The sequence below is a fragment of the Microcoleus sp. Pol12B4 genome, assembly GCF_036701385.1.
In the GTDB taxonomy this organism is placed as follows: Bacteria; Cyanobacteriota; Cyanobacteriia; order Cyanobacteriales; family Microcoleaceae; genus Microcoleus.
In genome coordinates, this window is sequence record NZ_JAUBQR010000308.1 from 1 (window position 1) to 6,233 (window position 6,233).

The following is a 6,233-nucleotide window of genomic DNA, read 5'->3' on the forward strand; positions in this document are numbered from 1 at the left end:
GGTGACGTGCAGCGTCTGTGGTATGCGGGGCCGATGTTTCGCTACGAACGCGCGCAAGAAGGAAGACAGCGGCAGTTCAATCAAATTGGCGTGGAAGTCTTGGGGAGTGCGAATCCTCGTGCGGATGTCGAGGTAATTGCGATCGCCTGCGACATCCTGCAAACCCTCGGTTTAAAGAATTTGCGCCTCGATATTAATTCTGTAGGAAATAAGCAAGATAGACAAAATTATCGGCAAGCTTTGATCGATTATTTTACACCGCAAAAAGATGAATTAGACACCGATTCTCAAGACCGCTTGACTCGCAATCCGCTGCGGATTTTGGACAGCAAAAATCAGCGCACTCAAGAAATTGTAGCTGGTGCGCCCAGCATTTTAGAATATTTGGGCGAGGAGTCGCGATCGCACTTCGAGCAAGTGCAGCTTATGCTCACAAATTTAGGAATTAGCTATCAGTTAAATCCCAGATTAGTGCGCGGTTTAGATTACTATACCTACACCGCATTTGAAATTATATCCGACGATTTGGGAGCGCAAGCAACAGTTTGCGGAGGCGGCCGCTACGACGGTTTAGTAAAGGAATTGGGCGGGCCAGATACGGCGGCAGTCGGTTGGGCAATGGGTATCGAAAGGTTGATTATCCTGCTGCAAAAGTTGCAACCTTTGCCCGTGCCAAAGTTGGATTTTTATTTGGTATCCAGGGGCGAAAAAGCAGAACAGCAATCGGTATTGTTAGCTAAAAAATTGCGAAGTGCCGGGTTTAGTGTAGAGATAGATTTGAGTGCTAGTGCTTTCGGGAAACAGTTTAAAAGAGCCGACAGAAGCGGTGCAGTTGCGTGTTTAGTTTTGGGAGATGCGGAAGCTGAAAACGAGACGGTACAATTGAAGTGGTTGGCGAGTGGTGAACAAAGTGCGATCGCCCAATCAGAACTACTAGCAATGACCACCGAACTACAGAAGAAAATTAACAACCCTTAGAACTCTCGGTTTTAGCCCAGTCTAGATTTCTCCTCGTTACCAGGCTCTGCCCGGTAACGCATATCCAGAGGCTCTGCCTCGTCATTAAGCCATTAACATGAATCCCAAAAACCAAAAGATATAATTTAAACATTAAAACATTTAACCTCCGATCAACTATGTCTGTAGCAACTAAAAACCCAGAAACAAAACTCACAATCACCTGGCCGCTACTACCAGAAGATTTCCAACTACCAGACGACCCCGTGGAAGACGAAAGCCAACCATTATTAGCCGCCGCTTTGCGCCAGCCGCTAACAGCATTTCCTGAATTAATGCAGGATGCCTTAATTGTTTCCAACTTTGCCTTGTGTGCCGGCATAAGTTTCCCAGGTTCAAGCAGCGACGAACAGCGCATTATCTGCAAAGCGCCAGATTGGATGTACGTGAAACCCGTCACTCCAAAAAACGTCTCGCAAGTCCGCCGCAGTTACACGCCGCACACAGAAGGAACCATCCCCCAAATCGTGATGGAATTTCTTTCAGAAACCTATGGAGAAGAATACTCGGTTGAATTTACCTCGCGGGTGGGAAAATGGTATTTTTACGAGCAAGTAATCAAAGTCCCCCGATACGTCATATTCCGAGCCAAAACAGCTCATTTAGAAGTTTACGCTTTAGAATCAGAGCACTACAACTTCCAAAAACCTGATGAAAACGGACGTTATTGGATACCGGGATTAAACCTATTTTTAGGTATTTGGGAAGGAACGCACGAAGGAAGGACAGGCTGTTGGTTGAGGTGGTGGGATGCAGAAGGCGAGTTGTTGCTTTGGTCGGAAGAAAGAGTAGAACAAGAACGCCACCGGGCCGATCGCGAACGACTCCGCGCTGAAAGATTGGCAGAAAAATTGCGTCAAGCGGGAATCGAATTAGATGACGAAGAGTGAAACATGAAACGAAATAGAGTCTTAGTAAGGTGATCCGTGCGCGCCTTACGACTATTTGCTATAATCACACTCTTGTGTCGCGGGCATCCTTCCCGCTATTGCCTCACGTTACAGTCCTATGTTAATTGAACGTCTAGATCCCATAAATTGGGAAAAAAAACCGCGACTCATCTCCTTGTTTTCAGGTTGCGGCGGCATGGACTTGCCCTTCCACAAAGCGGGGTTTGAAGTAGTTTGGGCGATCGACTCCAATCCATACGCCTGCAAAACATTCAGCAGAAACATTGCAGATGTCATCATCAACGACAGCATAGAAAATATAGACATTGCACAAGTTCCCGAAGCTGAAATATGTATAGGAGGGTTCCCCTGTCAAGATTTCTCCCTGATTTGGAAGCGGCCCGGACTTGAAGGAACCAGAGGCAATTTATATACATACTTTCTCGATTTTGTCAACAAAAAAAAGCCCAAAGCTTTTGTAGCAGAAAATGTCAAAGGCTTATTAAGTGCAAATAATTATCAAGCAATAAAACAAATAATTTCTGACTTTGAAAGTATAGCACCAGGCTACTTAGTTAAACCTAAACTCTACAACTTTGCTGATTACGGAGTTCCCCAATTTCGCCAAAGAGTGTTATTAGTTGGCATTCGGATGGATACAGGATTTAACTTTGTGCATCCTCAGCCAGAATACGGTCAAAATCGCAAAAAACCTTATCGAACTGCGGGCGAAGCACTCAAAAATGTGGAAGCAGTTCTTGACAATAACAAACATCATAAAATTCAGACCCGCACCGTTGAAATTTTAAATCGAATTAAACCGGGAGGCAATTTTTCTGATATTCCCAAGGATAGTCCATACTATGTCAAAGGCATGATCAGTCACGTTTATCGGCGAATTCATCCAGATAAACCATCCTCAACAATCATTGCTGGTGGAGGTGGCGGAACTTGGGGTTATCATTATTTAGAACCGCGTTCTTTGACAAATCGTGAAAGAGCAAGATTGCAAACATTCCCCGATGATTTTGTTTTTGAAGGTTCTACCACTGAAGTGCGGCGGCAGATTGGCAATGCAGTGCCGCCACAGGGAATCGCTGCTGTTGTGGAGTCTTTGATTCCCTTATTTAAGGAGGATTATCCGAAAGTGAATTTATATGAAATGAGTAAAAAATTGCAGGGTATGTCAATTCAAGAACGATTAAAATGGGCTGAATAAGAGGTGTCCTAGCAGAGTTTGGAATTAATTTCAAATGTGGCAGTATGTATGATGCCATTACCGGAGAAGCTATTTCTGGTTTTACTGAAGCCCAACGAGATATGTTTAATTGGTGGTTCTTCGAGGTGGTTCCTGCGGCCTATTGTTTAAAGCTACCATCTACTTTATATTCGGGAAAATGGGAATTTCCGCCACTGAGTCAATGCGCTTAAGGGATGACAAAAGTAATTGGAAAAGAGTGCGCGTTGCTGATTCAACTTAACTTAACGCACCATCAAACCCTTCAAGATGCTTCCCTTATCCTCCCTCAACCCCTTACAGTCCACCAAAACCCCAAAACTCACCAAACTAGAAGTTCCAATACGGATTGAAACTTCTAGTCTCGCTTGGAAAAGAATCAGGACACGCACTCAACAACTATTTATTTCCCTTTTTGCGAGAACTTTTGCCACCTTCGCGACCGATATCTGACATATGCTCCCGATCTTGGCTGACTGTTTCGCCACCCTTGCGACCAGCCTCTTTCGCTTCCTCGGAAGTAAACTCATGTGCTGTTCCTTGTTCGTGGGCAGCTTTTCCGCCTTGGCTGGCAATTTCCCGCTGTTTATCCTCATCCATTGATGCGAATCCACGCTTGCTTTTATCCGTCATGATGCAACTCCTTTTTACTCTATTTTTTCCTGTTGGTTGACAGGTCAAAAAACTTGCAAAACCTGTTTGAGTGATAGTAATTACTTGCAAGTTATAGGTCATTCTAAAAAACTAAAAATATGGATACCTCTACCTAAAAGAGTAGTTTTTAACTAATGATGATGTCGCTGTCAAAACCGATTTATTTTACCTAGCTCTACTAATTCAGGTAGCAGTTAAACACTCCAAAAGACTTTGTTAATCTTTTCCAGTTTGGTCATTCGGGCGATTCCCTACCCTACGGGGAACGGGAACCCCTACCGGGAACGGGAACCCCTGCGGGAAGATAGCTTCGCTTCACGGCTGGTTTGGATTCGGGCGAACCCTTGTGGCGCCAGAAAACAGACCAAACCGCAAGTGTGACAATCGACAGAAACTCACTCTCCTAGTTTTCAAAGAACGCTTGGATAAATTGACTGCTTCCAAGATACTCAACAACACAAATCTGGGGCTGCTGGCGATCTTTTAATTCTTGACTGTAGTCGTGATCGCCCGTGATGATTTGACCTACCAGTGAGAAAAATCACAGCCGGAACATGATTAGGCTGAGGCTGTTTTCTCGAAAAAAACTTCCCATAGGAGTGGGTTGAGGTTTTGCTACAGGGCTGGGATAAGGATAAAGTGCGATCGGGCTTACCCTACTCGAAAGCCTACGGCGTAGAGCCTTTATCATTCCTTATACTCAACGTCTGCTCGAACTAACGTGATTATGGGGAGAATTTCTGAATCATCATCTAGCCAGAGGAGGACGACGTTTTCATAGGCGAAGCCTATATAGGTCCTCAAGATCAGATCACGTACATTTCAACAAAATAATTAATCAGGCACTATCAAACCCTTCAATATTCTCCCCTTTTCCTCCTCCCTCAACCCCTTACACTGCACCAAAACCCCAAAACCCCCCAAACCCATCGGATCGATCAATTGATGCAAAGCCTCCCGGCGTCGCAAAAACGTTGCCATATTCAATACTTCCGCATTATTTGTTGATAGAGAAGCAATACGATCGCCCAAACCCAACGCCATCAAAAACAAAGCCTGCTGAGTAAACCCTACCACCTCCAAACCGCACAATTCACCCTGCCTTTCTAGGGCTGTAAAATTAACATGAGCCGTTAAATCTTGCCGCCCCACATTAATGTAAGGATTATTGTGATATCGGTGCAGATAATAACACTGTAGCGTCCCCTCCCTGCGCCTCGGATTGTAATAACGGTGCGCCGGATAGCCGTAATCAATAGTTAACAAATATCCCCGCTGCAACTTTTGAGCAACTGTACTCATCCAGTCCAAAGCCGCCAAATTTACCTCACTGCGATAACCATCCCCGTAAACACTCGCCGACAAATCGATGCTTACCAAATCCAAACATTCGGCAATTTTAGGCGTGGAAACTTCGCCAATTACTTCTATAAAATTTATCTCTTCTTGTTCATTTTTTGGAGTTTCGGCGGCAACGTAAATCTCCCTAACTTGCCCTTCTTCCAGAATAAATTGATGCACGGGCAAAGCATCGACTAACTCGTTAGAAAAGAAACAACCGACAATTGAATCATTAACTATCTCATCCCAATTGCACCACTTAATGCACTCGATCTCACTTAAGCTTTGGCGTTGTTCCGCTTGAAGTCTTGACGAAATTTCAACAATTATGTATGTTAAAGTTTTAAATAAGTCGGGATGTTGCAGTTGCAGATATTGCAGCACATTGGCTGCAAAAGTTCCCCGCCCAGCGCCCATTTCTACGATCGCGAAATTGAAAGGGCGATCGAGCAATTCCCACATTTCCACAAACTGCTTTGCCAAAACCTCCGCAAAATCAGCACCCCAATGAGGCGACGTGATAAAATCGCCTTGTTTGCCGATCGACGGGCGATCGCTATTGTAATAACCGTGGTGCGGATGATATAATGCCAAATTCATATATTCAGCAAAAGTAATTCGCTGCTGCGGAGTTGCCGCAATTCTTTCGCAGATTAAAGCGCAGAGTTCCGGGTTACTGTCATTGATATCTGACTGCTGAACTTTCATAATTTATCGAATCAAAGTTGATGTTATTTCATTTGTGAAGGAGAGATTTTTTTTATTAACCGCAGAGGGCGCAGAGAACACAGAGGAAGAGAGAAGAGAGAAACAAGGTACATTTTAGCTACGTTAAGAGCAAAATTAATCGATATCTATCCGCGTTTATCTGCGGTTCAAAAAAAATCAACCCGGTTCCATAAAAAAACCGGGTTAAATTCTCAGATAAAAACCGACAAAACCTACCTGTCAACCGAGCCCATAATAATGTCGATACTCCCCAAAATTGCCACCAAATCGGCAATCTTCACGCCCCGAACAATGTGAGGCAAAATCTGCAAATTATTAAAATCCCCAGTCCGAATCTTCCAGCGCCAAGGAAACACATTATCATC

The 6,233-nt window shown here is 44.2% G+C and carries 8 protein-coding genes and 1 pseudogene; 4 read left to right on the top strand and 5 right to left on the bottom strand.

The genetic code is table 11. The features are described from left to right. The 4 genes from hisS to QUA38_RS26895 form a co-directional block, all read left to right on the top strand. The coding region (gene hisS, locus QUA38_RS26880; protein ID WP_333167291.1) for a histidine--tRNA ligase at window positions 1-978 on the top strand (978 nt) is incomplete at its 5' end. Window positions 979-1,136: 158 nt separating this feature from the next. After that, the gene (locus QUA38_RS26885; protein WP_333167293.1) at window positions 1,137-1,907 is read left to right on the top strand and encodes a Uma2 family endonuclease; all 771 of its coding nucleotides are present in this window, start codon (window positions 1,137-1,139) and stop codon (window positions 1,905-1,907) included. 118 nt (window positions 1,908-2,025) lie between these two features. Then, the gene (locus QUA38_RS26890) at window positions 2,026-3,126 is read left to right on the top strand and encodes a DNA cytosine methyltransferase (protein WP_333167295.1); all 1,101 of its coding nucleotides are present in this window, start codon (window positions 2,026-2,028) and stop codon (window positions 3,124-3,126) included. Between the two features lie 44 nt (window positions 3,127-3,170). Beyond that, window positions 3,171-3,338 carry a hypothetical protein gene (locus QUA38_RS26895; protein WP_333167297.1) on the top strand — a complete coding sequence of 56 codons (168 nt, stop codon included), beginning with the start codon at window positions 3,171-3,173 and terminating at the stop codon, window positions 3,336-3,338. A 205-nt stretch (window positions 3,339-3,543) separates the two neighbouring features. Here QUA38_RS26895 and QUA38_RS26900 read toward each other — a convergent pair whose 3' ends face one another. From QUA38_RS26900 to QUA38_RS26910, 5 genes and pseudogenes are all read right to left on the bottom strand, one after another. Next, window positions 3,544-3,777, bottom strand: coding sequence for a KGG domain-containing protein (locus QUA38_RS26900; protein ID WP_333167299.1), 234 nt, complete (start codon window positions 3,775-3,777; stop codon window positions 3,544-3,546). Window positions 3,778-4,054: 277 nt separating this feature from the next. After that, window positions 4,055-4,189: a hypothetical protein gene (locus QUA38_RS29525; protein ID WP_445305110.1), complete on the bottom strand. Its 135-nt coding sequence runs from the start codon at window positions 4,187-4,189 to the stop codon at window positions 4,055-4,057. Window positions 4,190-4,201: 12 nt separating this feature from the next. After that, a complete protein-coding gene (locus QUA38_RS29530) occupies window positions 4,202-4,330 on the bottom strand; it encodes a DUF6766 family protein (protein ID WP_445305111.1) in 129 nt (42 codons plus the stop codon). Between the two features lie 302 nt (window positions 4,331-4,632). Then, window positions 4,633-5,847, bottom strand: coding sequence for a class I SAM-dependent methyltransferase (locus QUA38_RS26905; protein WP_333167300.1), 1,215 nt, complete (start codon window positions 5,845-5,847; stop codon window positions 4,633-4,635). A 233-nt stretch (window positions 5,848-6,080) separates the two neighbouring features. Next, window positions 6,081-6,233 (bottom strand): annotated as a pseudogene (locus tag QUA38_RS26910) (NAD(P)H-quinone oxidoreductase subunit H); the annotation flags it as partial.